The 21,380-nt window shown below is 37.4% G+C and carries 13 protein-coding genes; 3 read left to right on the forward strand and 10 right to left on the reverse strand.

What is annotated here, in order from left to right; genetic code table 11:
• Window positions 1-157 precede the first annotated feature (157 nt).
• From ASG14_RS08160 to ASG14_RS08185, 6 genes are all read right to left on the reverse strand, one after another.
• Window positions 158-964, reverse strand: a complete 807-nt coding sequence (locus ASG14_RS08160; protein ID WP_056870585.1) for a sialate O-acetylesterase — start codon at window positions 962-964, stop codon at window positions 158-160.
• A gap of 103 nt (window positions 965-1,067) precedes the next feature.
• Entirely contained in the window at window positions 1,068-5,237 is a 4,170-nt protein-coding gene (locus ASG14_RS08165) for a hybrid sensor histidine kinase/response regulator transcription factor (RefSeq protein ID WP_056870586.1), read from the reverse strand.
• Between the two features lie 51 nt (window positions 5,238-5,288).
• Window positions 5,289-6,293 carry a hypothetical protein gene (locus ASG14_RS08170; RefSeq protein WP_056870587.1) on the reverse strand — a complete coding sequence of 335 codons (1,005 nt, stop codon included), beginning with the start codon at window positions 6,291-6,293 and terminating at the stop codon, window positions 5,289-5,291.
• 45 nt (window positions 6,294-6,338) lie between these two features.
• Window positions 6,339-7,154 carry an SDR family oxidoreductase gene (locus tag ASG14_RS08175; RefSeq protein ID WP_056870588.1) on the reverse strand — a complete coding sequence of 272 codons (816 nt, stop codon included), beginning with the start codon at window positions 7,152-7,154 and terminating at the stop codon, window positions 6,339-6,341.
• Window positions 7,155-7,170: 16 nt separating this feature from the next.
• Window positions 7,171-8,019: an alpha/beta hydrolase gene (locus tag ASG14_RS08180; RefSeq protein ID WP_082491460.1), complete on the reverse strand. Its 849-nt coding sequence runs from the start codon at window positions 8,017-8,019 to the stop codon at window positions 7,171-7,173.
• A 10-nt stretch (window positions 8,020-8,029) separates the two neighbouring features.
• Window positions 8,030-9,424, reverse strand: coding sequence for a sialate O-acetylesterase (locus ASG14_RS08185; RefSeq protein WP_056870958.1), 1,395 nt, complete (start codon window positions 9,422-9,424; stop codon window positions 8,030-8,032).
• Window positions 9,425-9,740: 316 nt separating this feature from the next.
• Here ASG14_RS08185 and ASG14_RS08190 point away from each other — a divergent pair, with 316 nt between their 5' ends.
• From ASG14_RS08190 to uxuA, 3 genes are read left to right on the forward strand one after another with little or no spacing between them, the layout of a single operon-like run.
• Window positions 9,741-12,332, forward strand: coding sequence for a glycoside hydrolase family 2 (locus tag ASG14_RS08190; protein WP_056870589.1), 2,592 nt, complete (start codon window positions 9,741-9,743; stop codon window positions 12,330-12,332).
• A gap of 36 nt (window positions 12,333-12,368) precedes the next feature.
• Window positions 12,369-15,377 (forward strand): discoidin domain-containing protein, encoded by a 3,009-nt coding sequence (locus ASG14_RS08195; protein WP_056870590.1) that lies wholly within the window; start codon window positions 12,369-12,371, stop codon window positions 15,375-15,377.
• Complete coding sequence (gene uxuA / locus ASG14_RS08200; RefSeq protein WP_056870591.1) at window positions 15,377-16,570, forward strand: mannonate dehydratase; 1,194 nt, start codon at window positions 15,377-15,379, stop codon at window positions 16,568-16,570. The genes ASG14_RS08195 and uxuA overlap by 1 nt, the downstream gene beginning before the upstream one ends.
• 205 nt (window positions 16,571-16,775) lie before the next feature.
• On the opposite strand, the gene ASG14_RS08205 is transcribed toward uxuA, so the two are convergent.
• Genes ASG14_RS08205 through ASG14_RS08220 form a run of 4 tightly spaced genes read right to left on the reverse strand, consistent with a single transcriptional unit; the run spans window position 16,776 to window position 21,373 of the window.
• Window positions 16,776-17,870: a GDSL-type esterase/lipase family protein gene (locus ASG14_RS08205; RefSeq protein ID WP_056870592.1), complete on the reverse strand. Its 1,095-nt coding sequence runs from the start codon at window positions 17,868-17,870 to the stop codon at window positions 16,776-16,778.
• A gap of 25 nt (window positions 17,871-17,895) precedes the next feature.
• Window positions 17,896-19,359: a family 43 glycosylhydrolase gene (locus ASG14_RS08210; protein WP_056870593.1), complete on the reverse strand. Its 1,464-nt coding sequence runs from the start codon at window positions 19,357-19,359 to the stop codon at window positions 17,896-17,898.
• 1 nt (window position 19,360) lies between these two features.
• Window positions 19,361-20,344, reverse strand: a complete 984-nt coding sequence (locus tag ASG14_RS08215; protein ID WP_056870594.1) for a hypothetical protein — start codon at window positions 20,342-20,344, stop codon at window positions 19,361-19,363.
• A gap of 3 nt (window positions 20,345-20,347) precedes the next feature.
• The gene (locus ASG14_RS08220) at window positions 20,348-21,373 is read right to left on the reverse strand and encodes a glycosyl hydrolase (RefSeq protein ID WP_056870595.1); all 1,026 of its coding nucleotides are present in this window, start codon (window positions 21,371-21,373) and stop codon (window positions 20,348-20,350) included.
• Between the last annotated feature and the right edge of the window lie 7 nt (window positions 21,374-21,380).

Below are 21,380 nucleotides of genomic sequence, written 5' to 3' on the forward strand. Positions count from 1 at the left end.
ATTCCGTATTGCTAAAAAATGCGGCAGACTTCAAATATGATTATCAAAATGTATTTTGCGAAAGGACATTTTACACAAAAACACCTGATAAATCTTTCATAATAAGGGCTTACGAACTTATGAGTAGTATCTGAATCACAAGATGGGTTATCTGATTTTACTTTATTGATTTTACTGGGTGAGGATTTGCTTGAATTTTAAGCATTGCTTTTGCAAATCGTCTTCCATACTCTTCAGCGGAAGCTGAATCGAAATGCGTTTGGTCACCTTTATCTTTGAGCCCAACAGAACTGACTGTAACCGAATTTGAGATGAATTCCGGTGCTTTGGCTATTTGCGAATTAAATCCTGCATACACATCCTTATACCTTCCCAGTTCACCGATAACAACCGGCACCTGCTTCCCTACTAATTTTCTAATTTCTAAAATGAGCGTATTCAGCTTTGGTAAATAGTCAACATACCGATCCGGACTACTATTTGACTCCCCTTGATGCCAAATAATCCCCTTAATGACACCATATTGCATTGCCATTTGAATTCGTTGAACCGCGTCATCAAATGGATGGGTTTTGGTTGCCACATCATAAGCTCCTGGTGTCCATTTCTCTATGGAAGTACCACCTACCGCGCAGGGAATTAACCCTATTTTACCATAAGGATTTGCATTTTCCATTTCGATTCCAAATGAAAGACCTGGTCCAACCCCAGCAACAGAAGGTTTATCATAATGAAGCGGGTGTTTTGCAACCCCCCAAGTCCCATCCTTTTGCCAAACCAAAACTTTAGGGTTTTCGATCTTCTGAAATTCAGGCGTTATAACACCACGCCCAGCCATATTAGACTGCCCCATAAGGATATAGATATGGAGGGTGGAATCTCGGACTATTGACACCTGCGCAAAAACTGGAACGTAGGCAAATTGGAATAATACTAAAAATAGCAGGAATCGATTTTTGATCATGATGAATAATTAGGTGCTTATCAAAGACAAACTTATCCTTTGTGGTCAATCTTTCCTCGGGTGGTTTTGAACAAAAACACCGGACAAATTATTCACAGTGAATTTATTTTTTATTCGCTGATGTTTTTTTAATGAACTCACTTGGTGTCTGATTGAATTGTTCTTTAAAACATTTCCTGAAATAATCGATATCGGTAAAACCAACTAAATAGCCGACCTCGCTAATGCCATACTGCCCCGTCTCCAGGAATTGAGATGCCTTTTTAAGCCTGACCATTCTGATAAATTCAATTGTCGTCTGATTTGTGAGTGCCTTAATCTTTCTATAAAGGGTGACTCTGCTCATAAAAACTTCCTTACCGAGTTCTTCTACATTCAAGGTAGTCTCTGCCATATTTTTCTCAATAAAGTTCATCACTTTATCCAAAAAAACTTCATCTGGAGACGTTATCGCGATATTTGTAGGTTGCAGGGTTATTTCCTTTCTGTATCGTTCTCTTAACAGTCGTCTTGATTCTAAAAGATTCCATACCCTGGTTTCTACAACCTTTATGCTAAATGGTTTGGTGATATAATCGTCTGCCCCGGTTTCCAGACCCTCAATTTTATAAATTAGTGGCGTTCTTGCGGTAAGTAGTATAATTGGTATGTGGCTTGTTCTATTATCCTGCTTAATTGTACTACAAAGAACCGTACCACTCATTTCTGGCATCATCACATCGCTGATGATAATATCAGGAATGAGCTCAATTGCTTTCGCTACGCCATCCTTGCCATTAAAGCATTTAGTTATACGAAAATTCACTTCAAAATGCGAGCTTAAGAAATCCATAACGTCCAGGTTATCTTCTACAATTACCATTAATGGTTTTTCAGCTCCGTTTGCTAGCAGTATTCCTTCTTTTCTTTCCTGCTGAATTTCATTGGCTGGCTGCGAAATTTGTTCTGTATTTAAATGGTAAGCTTCGATATTTTCACTATCCTTATAATCTGGGATCATTTCCTGCTCCTTTAAATGTGTTTTCCCAATAGGCAAGGTAATTGTGAAACAGGTGCGTCCGTTTTTCCCTTCTTTGGATTCTAAACTTTCCACGGTAATGTGACCGTGATGTAATTCAATAAGGCCCTTGGTAAAAGCCAGTCCAATTCCTGTTCCATATCTGTTATTCCCATCCTCGTCATAGTGTGTAAATTGATCAAATATCTTTGAGATATTCTTTTCGGGGATACCGATTCCGTCATCGATCACTTTAATCTCCAATGCACTTTGTTGGTCATGGGTTAAAACCTCTTGAATCTCAATAGCTATATTTCCGCCAGGGCGGGTAAATTTGAGCGCATTGGAGAGCAGATTATACATAATCTTCTCAAACTTATCTCTGTCAAACCATACCCTTATACTTTTTTTGGCTGACACGATTTTAAGATCTATCTCGAGGTGTCTTGCATATGAATCAAATGCGAAAACAACTTCCCGTATAAATCGAATCATATTTCCTTCTGCTGCATGTAACTCCATGCTACCGCTCTCAAACTTTCTAAAGTCCAGGAGCTGGTTGATTAGCCGAACCAGGCGCTCGCCATTTCTTTTCATGAGCATCAACTGATTCTGAACTCTATTATTACCCGTATTGAGGTCGAGAAGATTTTCTAAAGGCGCTAATATCAGGGTTAGCGGCGTTTTAATTTCATGAGATATATTAGTAAAAAAACTGAGCTTCCTTTGATAAATTTCCTTATCCTTTTCTCTTACTGTGGATTCTAATAGTAATTTGTTTTTCAGTTCTGCATTCCTAAGGGAATAGTTATAATAAAAATATAACAGCAAAAACACAATTAAGCCATAAGAGATATATGCCCACCAAGTTTTCCACCAGGGTGCCAGAATGGTAATCTTTAATGACTTTACATGCTCATTCCATACGCCATCATTATTGGCTGCTTTAACTTTAAAAATGTAATTTCCTGCATCCAAATTGGTGTAGGTCGCAATCCGTTGTCTGTCTACATAATGCCATTCATCATCCTCAAAACCTTCCAGTTTATAAGCGTATCTATTGTTACCAGGATTGATAAAATTTAGGGCTGCAAATTTCAATGAAATGTATGCCTGTTCGTGCGTAAGCAAAATTTCATCCGTGGTTTCCAGAGAACTTTTTAAAGGTGAATCCGAAGAATTAAGGTCAATAGGCTTATTTTTTATCAGGAGTTCTGTTATGACTACTTTTGGCTTATAGGTATTTCTAATTATCTTATTTGGAAAAAAAGTGGTGATTCCACCAATTCCACCAAATAAGAGTTCTCCATCCGGCTCCTGTGCAACAGCATTGCTGGAAAATTGATTACTCTGTAGGCCATCAGAAATGTTGTAGTTAATTATCTCATACATTTTAGCTGTTAGCGGAAGTGCAAATCCGCGGAGTACAACTTTTGAGAGACCTTTATTTGTACTTACCCATATATTACCGGCATTATCCTCTCTGATACCGTGAACGATATTATTTGCAAGTCCGTCTTTTTCGGTAATGGCATAAAATTTTTTAGAAATTTGATCGAAAATATTAATGCCTCCACCTTTAGTGCCCAGCCATAAAACGGATCTTGAATCCCGGAAAATTGTGGCTACAGCATTGTTATTAATACCACTAATATGGTCTGGATTATATTCATAATGAATAAACTTCCCTTTTGCGCTCAGGTGATTTAAGCCTTTATCGGTACCTAACCACAGGGATAGGTCATTATCGCTGAGAATTGAAAATACAGTGTTTCCACTAATGCTATTTTCATCTTTTGATTTTTTTGAGAAAACATGGGTTTCTCCAAGTTTATCAATCAGCACCAAACCCTTTCCATCAGTTCCAACCCACAAGCCTTTTTCATTTTCGGCAAGTGCAAAAACCTGTCTATTTCCAGTTCTGAGATCAGGAAAAGAAAATTTAAAGTCTTTAAAGATCCCTTTATCAGGATCGTATTGTGCTAAACCATCAAAAGTACCAAGCCATATTTTTCCGCTTCTATCTTTGAGCAAAGACTTAATAATATTGTACCTTTTTCCTTCCTGCAACAAAGTTTTGTAAATTCCCTTTTTACGGTCTATAAAATTTAATCCTCCTCCCTCAGTACCTATCCATAGAGCGCCATCTGGTGCAGTGAGAATTGCTCCGACAACAGGAAAATTTAATCCCGGGGTCTCTGCTAGCTGTTCGCCGATATTTATAAAATTTGCATTTGTAGGACTGTAAATATTTATTCCCCCTGAGAAAGTACCAAGCCAGACATTTCCGGATCTATCTTTCATAATATGCCTAACAGAATTATGACTTATTGTTCTTGAATCGTAGCGATTGTACTTATAGCTGAAAAAATTATTTGTTCTGGTATCTAAAATGCTGAGGCCCTCCCTGGTGCCTACCCAGAGCTCATTATCTGTTTTAAAATAAATATCACGTATAACATTGGAGAGCAAGCTGTAATTCTGTCCTTCAGAACTTCTAAAATTCTTGCATTCTGCAGTCCATGGATCATAACAAAAAAGTCCCTCTGATTCGGTACCAATCCAATATTTACCTCCGCTATCTTCAGAAATTATTCTTACCATTCCTTTTCGTAGGGTTACGTTTTGCTCAAGGACATCCGGGAGCGGTAAAAAAATTCTTTTTGCAGTATCAAAACACCTAAGATCATTACCGATACTGACCCACAATAATCCATGTTTATCCTGATAAACAGTTCTGACCTTATTTAAGCCAGAAGCATCATATGGAGACTTTAAATAAAAAGATTCCGTTTTTAAAGTTTTTGGATTGTATAGCTTCAGACCACCCAAAGTTCCCACCCAAAGATTATTTTTTGTATCCTGAAGCAATGATGTAATATAATTATCTAGCTCTTTCTGAAAGCCTCCACTTAATTTTATTCTAGAAAAATTACTTTTTGATCGATTATATACATTTAAACCGTCTGCAGTTCCGATCCACAATTGCTCGGCGTTGTCCTCCAACAGGGCATTGATTTTACTGTTGCTTAAGGAAAGTCGATTCCTGTTTTCATGCTTATAAATTGTAAAATCGTAACCATCGAACCTATTGAGGCCATCTTCGGTGCCCACCCATATAAAATCACTCTTATCCTGAACCATACAGAATACCGTATTTTGAGAGAGTCCATCATTGATGGTAAAGTGCTTAAAATATAATTTTGGACTTTGGGCGTAAGCTTTTCCTAAAGTTAAAGAGAAACAAATGGATATCAGAAGCAAAAAATTTCTCACAGCAGGATAGAATTAGGTAATTGAATTTTAAAAATAGCAAATTCATAATTGCTAAAGATATTGTAACCGAATATTATCAATTAAGTCATCGAGTTTGGTCACTGATAGCTCCATTTGGCCTGAAAAATTAACCATATAAATTACCAGTTCGCCAGACGGATTAACTTCCCACATACTACATCCGGGAAGCATTTGCGAATGCTTCCTCCAGTCTTTCTGCCCCTTGCAGAGCAAATAAGTTTTTGGTTGCTGGATGACTTTAAAAAGCAACTGTGAATCGGACCAGAAGATTTTCGCCATTAAGGATACCCCCGCTGAGGTTTCGACTATTTCTTGTACCATATTAAGCCAGCCTTCTTTAATTCTTACTGGCGTAGGACCATAGTAAACGTTATTTTTGTTTTTAGCGGGAAGATATTGCTGATAAATCAATTCCTGCTCGATGTGGACCGTTTCTATAAATGGGCTGGTTGCAAAGGCAAGACAAACCTGGCTATTGGCAATCCCATTTTGCGGCATTGTATAAAATCCATAACCACCGTCTATATGTAAAGAATGAATCATAAAATCAAACTGCTCTTCGAATTCGGTGTGAATTTCATTCAACATCTCCCATTTGATTAAATCTTTGGTTCTGAGTAAATGAGAAGGTTTCAGGTTTAAGTTTTTTGTTTTGCTACAATTTTCGCTTGTAGAAACTTTAACGATTGCATAAAGCCAACCATCTTGATGTACTGTTAATCGCAGATGAGTAATCACTTCGTTGGAGAAAAGAATAGAAAACGAATCGAGATTTTTCTTGGATGGATAAAATACGGAACCTCCGTTTGAATTATGATAAAAGGTATGGTAAACGCCAACATTTGGATCATTAAACTGAACGAGAATTAAATCATGCTGAAGAAACCGCACAGCTGCCAGAGAAGACATTCTAATTCCCATATCTAAGTTATGCATAATCAAATGAGGACTCAATGCTTGAGAAAATAAAAAAAACAAATCATCACATCCGACACACAATTTCGAATTTATCCCAACACCTGCTTTTAACTTCATTTTGAAAATTTTAAATAGTCCAATTGTGATGAACTTAATGAGTTACTACACACCACTGTTAACAAAAAAACCTCCATCAACATTAATTACCGTTCCGGTTACGAAAGAGGAATTGTCACTTAGTAGCCATAACAATGCTCCTGTAATTTCATCGGGATGCCCGAACCTTTTAAAAGGTGTTTGTTTAATAACGAGATTTCCTCTTTCTGTATATCCGCCATCCGGATTTGTCAGTAAACCTCTATTTTGATCGGTTAAAAAAAAACCTGGAGCGATCGCATTCATTCTGATTCGATCGCCATAGCGATTCGCAAGTTCTACAGCAAACCATTGGGTATAACAATCAATTGCAGCCTTTCCCATACTGTAGCCCAAAACTTTTGTTATGGCCTTTTTAGCGCTCATTGAGGAAATGTTCACGATGCTTCCTTTTTCTGATTTAGCTATCTCCTTCCCAAAAACCTGTGTTGGCAGTAAAGTTCCCCATAGATTTAAGTCCATAGCTTTCTGCATTCCTGCAACATTTAACGAAAAAATATCTTCATCAGGCTTTAAAACTGCTTCTGGAATATTGCCACCAGCACCATTTACAAGCCCATCTATGCGCCCATATTTATCTAATATTTTGTCTTTGACGTTCTCCAGAGAACGCTCATCAAGAACATCTGCAATAAGCGCAATCGCCGCTCCTCCAGATGCGGTAATTTCCGCCACTCTTTTTTCTGCTGCATCCTCATTTCTCCCCAGAACCCCAACTATTCCGCCTGCCTGTGAAATTGCTTTAATGAAAGAGTAGCCAATAATTCCGGTACCACCTGTTACGATAATAACTTTGTTCCTTAATGAAAATTTTTCTGTCATATTATTAATTGTTAGTTCATAAACCAGTCAACCACTTATCTAAAAGTCCTGGCCATGACTCTGCTGCAGGATTTCCTTTTCGAATACCATATCCATGGCCACCCTTAGGTACCACGTGTAATTCAAAGGGAAGTTTCTTATTTCGTAATTCTTGTGAAAATTGAAATGGAATTCCATACTGATCATCAGAGGCTGCAAAAATAAATACAGGTGGTGTTTCCTCACTAGGCAGCAGTTCTGACATCAATTTCTTATCGCTACCTGTGAGGGAGCCTGGATAAATCAGAATTGAAAAATTTGGTCGGCAGGAGATTGAATCAATATTATCTTCTCCTAAGTACGATTTTATCTTAAATCCTGTAGTTGCCTGGGCTGCAAGATTCCCTCCGGCAGAGAAGCCCATCACACCAATTCTATCAGATTTAAGCTTCCAGTCATACGCATTACTTCTTATCAATCTTACTGCGCGTTGTATATCTTGAAAAGAACCCTGATTTTTTAGCGGAACACGATATTCCAAAACAAGGGCAAGATAACCTTTGGCCACCAGCCATTCTGCTATTTCAGTTCCTTCAAGATTTATTGCAAGGTATTTGTTCCCTCCTCCTGGGCAAATAATGACGGCTGCACCATTGGCATTTTTCAATGGCTTATAAACCCTAAGAATAGGATCGGTGATATTACTGATTCTTTCGATATTAACCCCGCTCGTATTTGCCTTATATATTTGTGCAGCATGTTTGGCTTCAGTTTCGCCAGGAACTTTGCCAGGCCACAACTGAAGTATTTTCCCTGTCTGAGCAATTGCTAGGTTAGCACAAAGCACTAAACAAAGGTTTAGATTTACAATGAATTTTCTTTTCATCCCTTATTATTTACCAATCATCGGTCCTGAATGATGATGCCGGAATACCATCATTATTAAATAACTCCCCCATTACCCACTCCTTAAATGCGTATCTGACCGAAACTGGTTTTTTCACCTTTTCACTGGTTAGTAAAACCTCATTTGCTTTGATTTCTGCTTTTGCCTGATAAAAGACTCTATCTTCTCCTGCTATTTCAAATAATTGCATTTCTTTTCTGTATGAGGTCAAATAGGGTGCATAATTAAAACTTACGATCGCTTTATTCCCATCAATTTTTAAAGATTTAAATTCCGGTGATCGAAAATTTATGCCTTTTATACCATAGGTATCTCCAAGCGCCCAGTAGCTTAAGCGTTGGGCGAGTTTAGTTTTATCCATAAAATGGATATCATTTTCCATACCTACATCTAACGCACAGACCATTCCGGTATTCGCTACGGATTGACTAGTTTTTAATTGGGCTTCCCTGAGCTTGGGTCCGCTTCTGGTTTTATCTGATGAACCAAATGGTGCTATCTGTACATAATAAAAAGGAAGTTCTCCGAGCCCCCAGTTCTTTCTCCAGTTTTCAATCATTGATGGGAAAAGCTTTGCGTAGAGGGCTGGTTCATGCCTATTGGATTCACCCTGATACCACACGAAACCTTTTATGGAAAACCCTGACAAAGGAGCAATCATGCCATTAAATAAAGTTGTAGCCAACTTATGGGGCGCTTTAACCGTATCCAGACTCACCGGAATTAGAGACGGCTTAATGACTTCCAGACTTTCTTTGCTCATCCAGGATTCGATCATAGTTCCTCCGATGCTCGATACAATTATACCAACTGGAACATTAAGTTTCTTTTGAAGGATTTGACCAAACTGAAACGCTAAAGCACTAAAATTCCTTGCACTCTCTGAATCCGAAGTTACCCAATCGCCCTTTATTTCGAATTCAGGCTTCAGTGACACTGCTCTACCCACTGTAAATAATCTTAAATTTTTATTGTCAGCATTTAAGATGATCTCACTTGAATTAAGTATTGGTGATGAGTTTCCCCGCAAAGCCATTTCCATATTTGATTGACCTGAACAGAGCCAAACCTCCCCGATTAAAATATTTTTAAGTGTAATTTTTTCACCATCGCTAATCGATATCCAAAAAGGTCCACCAGCAGCGGGTGTCAAAATTTTAGTTCGCCATAGTCCATCGCTATTTATCTTGGCGCTGTAGGTTTTATTATCCCAGGAAGTAATGATGGTAAGTTGTGCCCCAGTTTTCCCTTTACCCCAGATGGCTACCTGGCTTTTCTGCTGAAGAACCATATTGTCAGCAAAAATCCCTGGCATAATGATCTTCGCGCTGCCATTAAAAAAAAAGAACATACCAAATAACACTAAGAAGATTAATCTTGACATAACTTTATTTATAAACGTTTCTATACTGCTCCCAGTCATTAATTATACAACAGATTTAGAGAGAATTTCGCCCTGCATGCTAAACTGCTCAAGTCAGTAATACTGCTAACTAAATTAGTTTGAATAATCGAAATAATACATGATGATTATTTCAAAAGCACACTGCATATTGGACAGTTAAGTACTGTTTCGGATCGAGACAGTAAATAATACTTAAAAGCTGGGGCTACATTAGTCGGGTAACATTGACCCATCTGTCGGGTAAATAAAATCTTGATGTATTGTAATTTTCCCTTCTGAAAACTAAGCAAATTAAATGAGACTAATCTACCCTATACTTTTTTTCCTTACTATTTTTTATGTCGGGTCCGCTGAAGCGCAGAGCAATAAGCAACCCAGAAAACAATTTTCGATAAATGATAACTGGAAATTTAAAAAAGGTGGTCATGAATTTGTGCAGACAGCTGGCTTTAATCCCGGAAATTGGGCACGCATCGATCTTCCGCATACCTGGAATGCATCGGATCCCTTCACCGATGAGGCCACCTATTACAGAGGGATTAGTTGGTATAGAAAAGAACTCCAGTTAAATCAGCCTGACAAATTCCGGCGCACTTTCATCTTTTTTGAAGGATCCAATCAGGTTACTGATGTTTGGATAAATAATAATTTCGTTGGCAGGCACAAAGGCGGATATACGGCATTTAACTTTGACATTACCCCTTTTATAAAAACCGATGGCTCCAAGAATGTATTAGCCATTCAGGTAAATAATGCAACTGATTTCACCATTCCACCGCTTTCTGTTGGATATGCAATGTACGGGGGAATTTACAGAGATTGTTGGATCATCGAAACTAATGAAGTTCATTTCAGTTTTGCAGATCATGGCTCTACTGGCGTATATATCAACACACCAAAGGTGAGTAAAGAAAATGCTACCATTAACCTCAGGACTATCATTAAAAATGATTCCCGGGTAAAAAAAATAATTGAAATCATAAACGAGGTTTATGATGCTGAAGGAAAACTTGTATTAAAGAAAAAAAATACTCAAGGAATAGAAAAAGAAAATTCTTTAGAAATAAATATGGATTTGGGAGGAGTTAAAAGTCCAAAGCTATGGAGTCCAGACCATCCATATCTATATAAAGTTGTTAGTAAGATCGTTGAAAACGGTCACGTGACTGATGAAATCAATACCCCGTTGGGTTTCAGGTTTTTTTCATTCAGTACAACGAATGGATTTAGTTTAAACGGAGAAAAATATCAACTCAAGGGAACTAACAGACATCAGGATTTAAAAGGGAAAGGATCTGCGCTGACTAATGAAGATCATTACCGGGATATGAAGATAATCAAAGGTATGGGCTGTAACTTCCTTAGACTGGCACATTACCCACAGGATCCAGAGGTATTAAGACTTGCAGATGTGCTTGGACTGCTTATCTGGGAAGAAATTCCAGTGGTCAATAACATTAGTACCCAAAGTGAATTCACCACAAACAGCCAAAATATGGCCAGGGAAATGATCAGACAACATTACAACCATCCATCTATTATTCTATGGGGATCTATGAATGAAGTTTTATTATGGAGTCCTGGCAATGAACGTATTAGCACTCAAAATGATACTGCGTATTTAGCAAAAGTAAGAATTTTCCAAAAAACGATGGACAGCACGGTAAGGGCTGAGGACAGCAGCAGATATAGTACGATGGCGATGCACATGAGTGAAGACTATGAGAAGTACCATATGGCAGGTATTCCACAGGTAGCAGGATGGAACATATATAATGGTTGGTATAGCGGGAAATTTGAGGAGTTTGGGACATTATTGGATGAAAAGCATAAAAAGCATCCGAATGAAGTCATTTTCATAAGCGAATACGGAGCCGAAAGTGACAATCAACTCAATGGAGAAACTGTTCAACGTCTGGATTTTAGCGGAGCCTATCAAAGACTATATCATGAAGCTTATCTCGAGCAGATCAATCAGAGGCCATATTTAGCTGGAACAGCAATATGGAATGAATTTGATTTTTCCCAGCCAAATGTTGGTGGAAGCATCTCACATTTAAATCATAAAGGAATGGTTACCTGGGACAGAAAGAAAAAAGACGTTTATTACCTTTATAAGGCGAACTGGAATCCTGAACCTATGGTATATATTGCTACGCGTGACTGGTTAAAACGAGCAGGTAAAAAAAATAAAACTTCAACTATTGATATCTATTCAAATTTAGAAAATGTGAACCTTTCTTTAAACGGAGAGAAAATAAACCTGAGTCAAGCCTCAGCAGTAAAAAAATATACGTGTAGGATTCAATTGAAAGCAGGAGAAAACACCCTGCGTGCTACAGGAAAAAAGAATGGATTGACCTATGCGGATGAGATAAAATTGTACTACCAACTAACAGATGTCCCTTTAAACACTGCATTATTTAAAAGTTTGGCAATAAATGTTGGATCAACCACCCAGTACCTAGACGATAGTGATAATATATGGGTAGAAGACCAGGCTTATGTAAAGGGCAGTTATGGCTTTATTTCCGGAGAGAAAGCCATGATGAGCATTAAGTCTTTAATTACCCATACAGATGATACGCCTCTATTTTATTCCTACCTCAATGGGCTAAAGGCTTACCGAATAGACGTTGCTCCCGGGCGCTACGAGGTAGAATTATGTTTCGCAGAACCTGACAAAATAGATAAGGGTGAGCGCATATTTGATGTTTCTATAAATGATGAACAGGTAGAGCGTAAATTGGATTTAACGAGCGAACACGGCTTTGCGGTGGCATTCAAAAGAAAATATATAATTGATACAAATAGCGGTATCAATATCACTTTTAGTCCAGTTAAGGGAAAAACGATTTTAAACGGATTAAAAATCAACAGACTTTAATAATAACCACCACACTAAATTTAATTAGGAGAAAGAATGAGCCCTTTTAAAATCATATTGATTGCTATTTTGATGATTTCGTGTAATGTCTTCAGTCAAGATAAGAACTTAGCTTTAGGAAGAAAAATTACTGTAAATTCTGAAAATCCATTATATCCAGCAAAAAATGCTGTTGATGGAAAAATTAACAGGCATTCCAAATGGATGTCGGAAAATGTTAAACCACCACATATTATGGAGGTTGATTTTGAAAAATACTGCAATATTAAGAAGGTTGTGATTTACACTGGAATTCCACCACAAGAGCGCACGGTAGAGGAGTCCTCTCAAGCGGAAGGTTTCTGGTCGGCTAAAAATTTCAAAATTCAATATTGGGATGATGCAAACTGGACCGACATTCCAAATACAGAAGTCCATGAAAACAGACTTACCAAGGTAGAATTCAACTTTCTTAACTCTATAAATACCTTTAGAATCCGCTTTATTTGTGACGACGGGGAACCAATAAGTATTATGGAGTTTGAAATATATGGAAGTGAAACAAACAATCCTGCACCAGTGATAAATGATACCGCGTTAGCAAAAAAAGTTATTAAAAAAGACGACCAATCGGTTTTTATAAAAGTTGAAAACCAGCAAATTGGAAATACGATGAAGTATGTTGGCTATAACCAGGGCTATTATATGCCAGGAAGCAATGCTTCAGGGTGGATTGAATATTCTGGTGTAAATAGCTTAAGAGTCTGGACCACGCTTAATTCCTATGTACCCACAAAAGCAGTGGAAGTAGATCCGAATCTGAATACAGTGACGGACTTTGACAAACGAAAAGGTATACTTAGGCAAAACCCCGAATCAAATAAATATCTTAAATGGGATGTTTTATTGCCCTTATATGCAAATACCGAAAAAACAGCCAATACCAACCCAATGATCCTGGATTACGTTTTAAGCGAATTGAAAAGGTTGAATATTGACCCGGTTATACAAATTGGGAATACTGATTTTAACGATAAATGGAGTAATAAATGGCAACAATGGCAACGGTTTTACGCCTTAGCATATTATATGGCCAAAAAAGGAGATGTTACAATGTTTGCGATGCAGAATGAACCTAACCATAAGAATTCAGGAATGAATCTAAATCAATGGATTTCGGGAATGCAGATTGTTTCTGATGCGATCCACTGTGCAGTTGAGGATGTTAATAAAGGATATAGAAAAAACTTAAGGCCGAAAATGGTGGGCCCAGTAACGGCTGGAAATAATCCAGAGTGGTGGGCGGCTGTAGCTAAAAATATAAGGACCGATTATCATGGAAATACGATTGACAGAGACCTTATAGAAATATTCTCAACGCACTCTTATAATTCACCTGCTGCCGGATATTTGAACAGGGTAACTGATATACGGAAAATAATTACGGAAAACCATCCGAAAAATTTTTCACTTCCGATTGTGTATACAGAAATAGGCAGGTGGATGAACGCTTATTTAATTGATAAGGAAGAAACCATGGATTCTCCAAGTCTATTTACGGAGTGGGCAGGAATTTACACCAACAATACAAAAAATGGCGCCTATGGCATGTGGGCTTTTAAATTCTCAAACACCTCGTCTGATGTTTATTCACAAGGTGTTAAATCTGGACATCATTTTACCTGGCAAGGACAAAGAATTGTTGAAGATGCTTACAAAAATATATTACAGGGAGGTTCAGTGACCAGTTATAATAAGAGTAATGCCCAAATGATAACGGACGGTGTAAAAACCAATGCATCGCTCTGGAAATCGGACACTACCTCAAAGGATAAATGGCTAATAATAAATTTATCTAAAACAGTAAATCTTAAAAGTGTAATTATCTATACTGGTTCAGATGGCGGGGTTTACACTGCTCCAGATAGAATAAAGAACTTTAAACTACAATATCTGGAACATGGAACATGGAATGATATTGAGGGTGGGGTTATAAAAGACAATAAATTTGCACAGCTATATCTGAATTTTAAAAAGGTAGTTAATACGGATAAAATACGCTTTTTAACGCAAGATGCAGGAGTTATAAAGGTTAGAGAGATCAAGGGCTTTGCCCAGGGTGACGGGCCAAGCGATGAAAAGAACTATGACATTTCAGGTATTCAACGCACGGGCGAGGTCGTTAGGCTTTTTGCAAAAGGCTTTAAAGAGGAAAGGCCAATGTATAAAACATCCTCAAATATTATTGATGAAAATCTAGACGCAATTACTTCTTTTGATTCACAAACAGGGAACTATTACATGTGGCTGGTTCAGCGCGGAGAATATAAAAACAAACTAAACATAGATCTTTCTGCCTTGAATGTTCCAGTAGGTACCCCTGTCAGTGCAGAATGTGTTAGTCCCAATTATTTTGGTGAAATCATGGGTATTTATCCGACAGACAAAGACGGAAAAATAAAGGTAGAGCTAGATAAACAATCTGTATTGTTGTTAACTATTCCTAGCTCAAATTTGAAAAAGATGATCATTAAGCCAGCCGCTACTGGCACGGCAAGCAAAATTTCTATTCCTTCAAATGGAAGCGTTAATAAACTTGAGGTTCAACTCAATGCAGCAGAACCTTTGAAAAACAAAATTAGCTATATCGAGTTCCCAACCGCTCCAGTTTTAAAAGGAGAACGCGCATTCTTAAAAGTCGTTGGAAAAAATTCAACTGACAATGAAATATTTTTGACCCACGTTTACGCCATTCCAGAACGGCCGATTAATGCGGAGCAACTCACCTGGAATAATGCCCCTTTACTGGATTCCAAGGAAAGCCTGATCAGGTCAGTTGGTACAGAAGCCACTATCGTTGGGGAGATTGGATTCAGTGGCACTAAAAAAGAGCATATTTTAGACATAACCAAGATTTTAAAGAATAATTCAACCAAACCAATAACTTTTGTGATTATAAGGGAAACCAGACAGATGGGTGATGATTTGGATAAGGAAAAAAAGGTTGTTATTGAAGCTAAAGGCAGTAATGATGCACCAATAATTGAAATTTGGAAAAATAAATAATGAATAACATAAAAAAACTTGAACAGACGTTTCGATGGTTTGGCCCCGAAGACGAGGTAAATCTCCAATATATAAGACAAACCGGCGCAACTGGAATCGTAACCGCGCTACACGATATACCATGCGGGGAAGTATGGGGTACAAAGGAGATTTACAATCGAAAAAGAATGATCGAGGAATCTGGTTTAACCTGGTCTGTAATTGAGAGTATAAATATTCATGAATCTATAAAAACCGCAGCACCAGACCGAGCGGAATGGATCCAAAAGTATTTAGAATCCTTAACAAACGTTGCTGCATGTGGATTGAAAGTAGTTTGTTATAACTTCATGCCTGTTTTAGATTGGACGAGAACTGATTTAAATTACATACTTGCAAACGGAGCAAGTGCCTTGCGATATGATGCAGCCTCTTTAGCTGCTTTTGATCTTTTCATCCTGAAAAGAGCAGGTGCTGAAAATGAATTTACAGCGGTAGAAAAGGAAGCAGCAAGTGCCTGTTTTAACAAAATGAGTGAGCAAGAGAAAACGGTTTTGCAGAACACCATCATGGCGGGCTTACCAGGGACGGATGAAGTTTTTAGTATCTCCGAATTCAAATCACATTTAAGGCGATATGAAAATATTGACGCGGAAAAGTTAAGAGAAAATCTGATCTATTTTCTAACCGCTATAATTCCTACAGCAGAGAAATTAGGTATAAAAATGTGCATACATCCGGATGATCCTCCGTTTCCAATACTTGGATTGCCTCGAATTGTTTGCAACGAAAGCGATATCGCTCGAATCATTTCAGCCGTACCCTCCCCGAGCAATGGAATCACTTTTTGCACAGGCTCGCTGGGTGCAAATCCAGTAAACAATTTAACAGAAATAATAAGAAAATTTGGTTCCAATATTCATTTCTTACATTTAAGAAATGTTAAAAAAGAAAAAGATGGAAGTTTTTTTGAAGCGGACCACTTAGATGGAGATAATAATATGGCCGCAATTATGTCTGCCATCATCGAAGAGCAAAAACTTAGATTTCTAAAGGGGAGAACAGATGTTTCTATTCCGATGCGACCCGACCATGGACACAAAATCCTGGATGATTTTAATCATCAATGTTATCCAGGCTATTCGGCAATTGGCCGTATGAAAGGGCTTGCAGAATTAAGAGGACTTGAATTAGGTTTGAGAGCTATTATATAACGGATGACCTTAGAAATGGCATGTGCATGTAAATTCTGTTTAGATATGATTTTAATACTGTTGCTGGCCATTTTTCCATTTCACGATGTTTTTTTCAAAATGGGCTTCAGTAAATGGATTTAACAACATTAGGATCAGGAAAGGTGAATTATAAAAAATTAAAGCCAATTATGGCAAAATTTACTTTTATTTTAAAGGAAAATAATTATTTATCAATTTTATTATCTTTAATAAAGCGAATCAGTTCATCAGCCATTGCTTCTTGTTCCTGAATACGGGGGTGTCCCGTAGTGTTTTTTATTTTAAAGATTTTAACATAAATTTTGGAATCTTTTAAACTAGCAACAGCAGAATTTATATATCCTGGCCACGGTGAATCTTTTTTTACGACATCCATATTACCTAATGCACATATAATTTTAGCCTTCGGGTAAACATTCCTTAATGAGACTATAAAATCAATGTAAGCTTTAATCAAAAATTCTTCATTGGGTTTTACATTTCCAAACCTTTTTTTAAACTGCGCATGCAAAGGCATATTTACTAAAGAGTAGTCATTTTGAAAAAGATTAACCACAACAATATCCGGTTGATATTTTGAGAAATCCCACTTACTTAAGGAATCATTTGGATTTAACCTATCATAAATTTCCGGCATAATGGCCCTATCCCAGCTTACCGTTATACCAATTCCGCTTTTAGAAGTATTATGATATTGGGCTTGGAAACATCTGGAAGTAATTGCTGCATAAGTCAGGTAATTATTAAAATATTCTGGTAATCCGTTATCTGGCATACCATCTGGCACTTCTATCCCATGCCCTGCTGTAATGGAATCACCAAAATACTCCATTTTGATGGGCTGTTTTATCTTTTGCTTCAGAATTGTAGCGCCCTGATCGACTATGAAGCCATAGAAATTGGATATCCTTTCATCGGTATTGGTTACTTTAAATAGTTCTATTGAGTGTGGTTTAGCAGACAAGCCTTCTGCTAGCTGATAAACCTTTTTCCCTTTTAGTGTCTTTATTTTTTTGAGGTATTTTCCGTCAATAACAACATTATAATAATTTAGGTCAATATTCTCTGAGAGCAGGACTTTAACATTTTGAGTATTCTTTACCTTTATGGTAACACTGGTACCGCACCAGAAAAATTGTGTGCTAGAGTCTGTTTGCAACACTCTACCCATATATTGCAACTGGCTATTGTTGCTTGAAACCAACTTTAAATTTTGGGATTTTGCATTTGAAATCCAAAACAACAGACAAAGGCACCATAATAATTTAATTTTAAACATATTTTTTTTTTGTAAAACGATCTAATTAGTAAACCTTAACCTCCCATATGCCTGGTCTAATATTTTGTGTTTCATTTCTTAAAGTGATGCGGATGTATCGCGCTGTACATTCTTGTTGAGCTATCATGGGCGAACCAATTTTGGTATTTGTCCATTGATTATCCACCAATTTCCAATTTTTATTATCCTGTGAAACTTCCGTTTTGTATTGATAAGCCTTAATTGGAAATTCAGTAAAAATTTGAATTTCGTTAAATGATATTACAGTCCCCAAATCTAATTGCAACCACTCTTGTGCTGCTCTTCCGCCAATCCAAAGGGTATCGTTGTTTTCATCTACTGCAAATTTTGCGCTGGTAACGCCGGTATCTAGATCGGAAGAGCTCGTCACTAATATGCCATAAGCTAGGTTAGGCTTTATTTTGACTGGCTGAAGTGTGCCAATACCTTTATGTGTAGTGATTACTCTTTGTAGCGATCCATCAGAATTAAAATTCAACTCATCAACCGCCACCTGTCGCAGCTTTTGGGAAATATCATACTTATCCAAAGTGTTAAAGCGGTGGTAAACGATGTAATATTTATTCTTAAATTTTAAGATGGTGTGATGACCTGTTGATTTGATTTTATTATCCCGATCATCTGTGCTTAAAATTGGCCTGACCATCCCCTCTTTCCAGGGACCATATGGCGTTGGTCCTGTAGCATAACGAATTTGATAAGTTTCATCCCAGGTTTTGCCCCAGGAATAAGAAATATAATATTCTCCATTCTTTTTTAACAGGTGTGGAGCTTCAAAGTAATGTGGAGGTGTTACCTCTCTGGGCATCTCGGCAAAAGAAGCCATATCTGGATTTAGCCGAACAGCCAAACATCTGCCTTCAATGTCTCTTCCGCTATCCGAGGAGCCCCAGTATAAATAAGCTTTTCCATTATCATCCAAAAAGCATTCTGCATCAATTGTTTCTACATAATAATACTCTTTGTGCCTTATTAATGGGCTGTTGTCTGCTTTTGCATTTTTCCATGGACCCATAGGGTTTTCCGCAACGCCCACCCAGATCTCTTGGCCAACGGTAACGTACATATAAAACTTTCCATTTAATGCTTTAATCACACTTGGTGCCCAGACTCCAGATGGCGTCCCCGTATTGCTTTTACAAGCCTCTTTAGTTGGCCAGTTGAGGTAATCGCATTTCCAGTTTACAAAATCTTTAGATGACCAAACAGCCATTCTTGTAATATCATTCCAGCTGGGCATATCGCTGGTGGCGTATATATAATAGGTTCCCTTGCTTTCTATAATTGTGGGATCGGCAAAATAGCCAGGCAATAGTGGATTCCCGGTTTTTGGACTATCAAATTTTAAATCCTTTTTAGTCCATAAATTTATAATGGATTGGTCAGGATTTTGAGCAGATGCACTTGTACTTATACTAAAAGCGATAATAAGAATATAACAATACTTGTGAAGCGTACCTGGTTCCATACTATTTTTTATTTGGCCATTTCCAGTTCATTAAATCATCACTCCAAGCTAGTGCGATTGATGCATTTTTATCAAAATCACCTTCCTCTTCGGTCTTCGGTCCTGAACCGTGGAAAAACATTAGATATTTACCGAATCTGCTATTATTTTTAAGATTGATGACTGTACCAGCAGTTATCCGTCCTTTTGCCCAATCCCAATCTTTTTGACCAAGTGTAATTAGACTTCCCCAATCTTTCCAGGTTTTTAAATCTTTTGACTTTTTAATCGCTATTCCATTCTTGGGAGAATGAATTAAGATGTACTCCTTGTTTTCATAAAGTACGCATGCATTCTCTCCGGATTCGGTGTGACCGAAAAAATCCCATTTATGCAAATCATAACTATATGACATACTAACGCCATTCTGTTTATAAAAGCACCAGTATTTACCTGGTTGGTTTTCGTCTTCAAGCAAGTAAGGGTCAATCATTCTTCCCATCTCTTTGAAAGATACTTCTGGCCCTTTTACCTTCATGAGTTCAGGCGTACTCCAATTTTCCAAATCCTTACTCCGCATTAAGTATAATCGGGCATCACCGTTTCCAAACCTAGGCATTTCGCTTACTTTGTAGTCGGGACGCGGATAGGTCTGTAAACATAGCACCCATTCATTTTTCACTTTAATCACGTTTCCAGGACTACAAAAATCTAAGGACATGTCTCGTGGGGTAATGATTTTTATTGGGGACCATCTTTTTAGATCTTTAGATTTACTCATGGCGGTGTAAGAATATACATGCCCATCTTCGGTACGAATTAAAGTAAAAAAAAGATACACCATACTATTTTCAAACAAAACGGCTGGATCTCTGTAAGCTGTTTTTTCATCACCCTTAAAAATTATTGGGGACTTCAGATTATTTAAATAAGTATTTTGAGCAAAAACCATATTTACTGAAAATACCAGATAAGCAAAACAAAATATTTTAATCCTTCTATTCATGTCTTATTTTTTTTTATGTTCTCTAATTTTAATAGGAAGCTTATTGAGCATAATCACTTGTTTAAAATCTGAAAAATCGCGGATTTTTTCTCTTGAATTTTGATCAAAAACCATTTTCCCCCAACTCATCATCCAGGCCCAGGGTTGATTTTTTAGTATTTCTTGGTTAGGCAAAACACTATGCTCGGTTAAGGCCAAAGGTTTTCCATTAGCCAGTTTTAACATTCTATCAAACCATTCCTGCGGATAGACGATGGCTTTGTTTTTTTGAGGATATATATCGCAGCCCAAAATATCCACTGTATTTGTATTTGGATAATAATCTGCAACATCTTCCAAAGGCTTATCAGGTGTCCAGGCCCAAAGAATATTATTTAATTGGTGGTGGATCGTATAGTAATTGTAGAGCTGATTCCATAACGCTTTAAAACCATCAGCACCTTTGCGATGTCCCCACCAAAACCACCCACCATTCATCTCATGATAAGGTCTAAATATTACTGGAATCTTTGCCGCTTGAAGTTGTTTAAAATACACAGCAATTATATCCATTTGTGCACACCATTTTTTATACAAAGCTGTGCCTGGAGTAGTAAGTTCTTTCCATTGTGCATCCGTTAATTTACTAATGATACCACCTTCAAAGGGTGTTGGTTCACCCAAAAATGGATTCGCTTGATGATAGGAAAGTACAATAATTGATCCTCTGGCATACTGTTTTTCAATTTCCGGGACCAATAGAGGGCGGTACTTAATATTATCGATATCATGTTTTTCGTCAGCAAAGCCAAAATCTCCCCCCCATATCGCAGGGTAAGAACCAGTTATTTTGTAAATACTATCGGTAGAAGTGGACATGCCTCCAATAATATTATGCATGCCGTAGAGTGTCTTTTTATCCTTGATTCGATACAAGTATTGCAACAGCTCTTTAGCTTCTTTGGTGGCATTTTTATTCACTGGTACAACCTGCTGAGCGGAACAATTAAAAATCAATAAACAAAAAGCAAATGCAAAATATTTTCCCATAATGTAT

The organism is Pedobacter sp. Leaf194, assembly GCF_001423945.1.
In the GTDB taxonomy this organism is placed as follows: domain Bacteria; phylum Bacteroidota; class Bacteroidia; order Sphingobacteriales; family Sphingobacteriaceae; genus Pedobacter.